The organism is Falsiroseomonas oryzae (genome assembly GCF_027856955.1).
GTDB classification, from domain to species: domain Bacteria; phylum Pseudomonadota; class Alphaproteobacteria; order Acetobacterales; family Acetobacteraceae; genus Falsiroseomonas; species Falsiroseomonas oryzae.
Genome location: NZ_JAPSMD010000848.1, coordinates 1 through 1,140, shown reverse-complemented (window position 1 = coordinate 1,140; position 1,140 = coordinate 1). Strand labels below are relative to the sequence as shown.

The 1,140-nt window shown below is 76.6% G+C and carries 2 protein-coding genes; both read right to left on the bottom strand.

Annotation, left to right across the window (positions count from 1 at the left end; genetic code table 11):
* Positions 1 to 207 (bottom strand): hypothetical protein (locus OZN99_RS32180; RefSeq protein WP_270939257.1); only part of this gene is annotated, 207 nt, incomplete at its 3' end.
* A gap of 89 nt (positions 208 to 296) precedes the next feature.
* Positions 297 to 1,028, bottom strand: a complete 732-nt coding sequence (locus tag OZN99_RS32175; protein ID WP_270939256.1) for a metallophosphoesterase — start codon at positions 1,026 to 1,028, stop codon at positions 297 to 299.
* Positions 1,029 to 1,140: the final 112 nt, after the last annotated feature.

Sequence of the window (1,140 nt, the reverse complement as noted above, 5' to 3'; positions counted from 1 at the left end):
GTCGCGCCGGTCCGCCGTGTCCTCGGCCGCCGCGCGGCGCGCCTCGGCCGCGGTGCGGGCCGGCGGGCGGGCGCGTTCCTGGTAGGGCGCGCGGAAGGCCAGGTGCCAGGTCAGACCGGGCGGGGCGAGATGTGCCGCGGCGCGGCGATGCGCACCCGCATGCAGCGTGGCGTAGTCGGCGCTGTCCTCGAAGCGGGGCAGGAGCACGCGGGTCCCCCGTGAAATCTGCATCGTTACGCAAGGACGATGCCTGCCGCCCGGCCACCGGGCAAGGCGAGTCTGGAACCCGCCCGTGGTCAGGCCCAGGCCGGCAGGTCGAGCCAGGCGAGGTGGCCGCCCTTGCCGGCGCCGCAATCCAGGAAGACGCAGCGGCCGCCGAGCAGGCCCTCCGCCACGAAGGGCCGGCCATCGGTGGAGCGGCGGTCGTGGCCGCAGACCACCAGCATGTCGCGCGGGATGCGGTCCACCCAGTCATGCACGCGGTCCGGGAAGCCGTCCGCGCGCATCCGGCCGGTGACCTGGCCGTAGATGGCGCGGGTGACGAGGCCGGTGGCCTTGCCCGTGCCGGCGTCGGGCGGCGGCGAGGCGTGCAGCATGCCCGGATGGAAGCCGCCATGCACGAAGACGCGCCCGCCGTCGCGGATCCAGGCCGGCGCTCGCGCGATCTCGGCGACCGCGCGCGCCTTCAGCGCGGGCCCGTCCGGCGCGGCGTCCAGCTGCTCGAGCGTACGGCCCAGCCCCTCCGGCTGGATCCGCACCGGCGCGCCGACCAGCGCGCGGCGCAGCTTGTGGTCGTGGTTGCCCAGCAGGAACAGGCCCTGGCCGGCATCGATCAGCGCGAACATCCGGCGCAGCACCTCCGGGCTGTCCGGCCCGTGGTCCGTCAGGTCGCCGAGCTGGAGGACGAACATGTCGGCTGCGACCGCACCCTCGATGGCGGCGATGAAGGCCTCCGCCTCGCCATGCACGTCGGCGACGACGCGCAGCCCGGCGAAGCCGCGCCAGAGATCGCCGGGATGGGCGCTCACGCCGCGGCCGCTGGGCGCTTCAGCGCGCCGAACGCGGCGAGCGCCCGGGCGCGCCCCTCCGCTGGGCCGACCACCGGGCGCGGATAGGCGCGGCCGAGGGCCACGCCGGCCG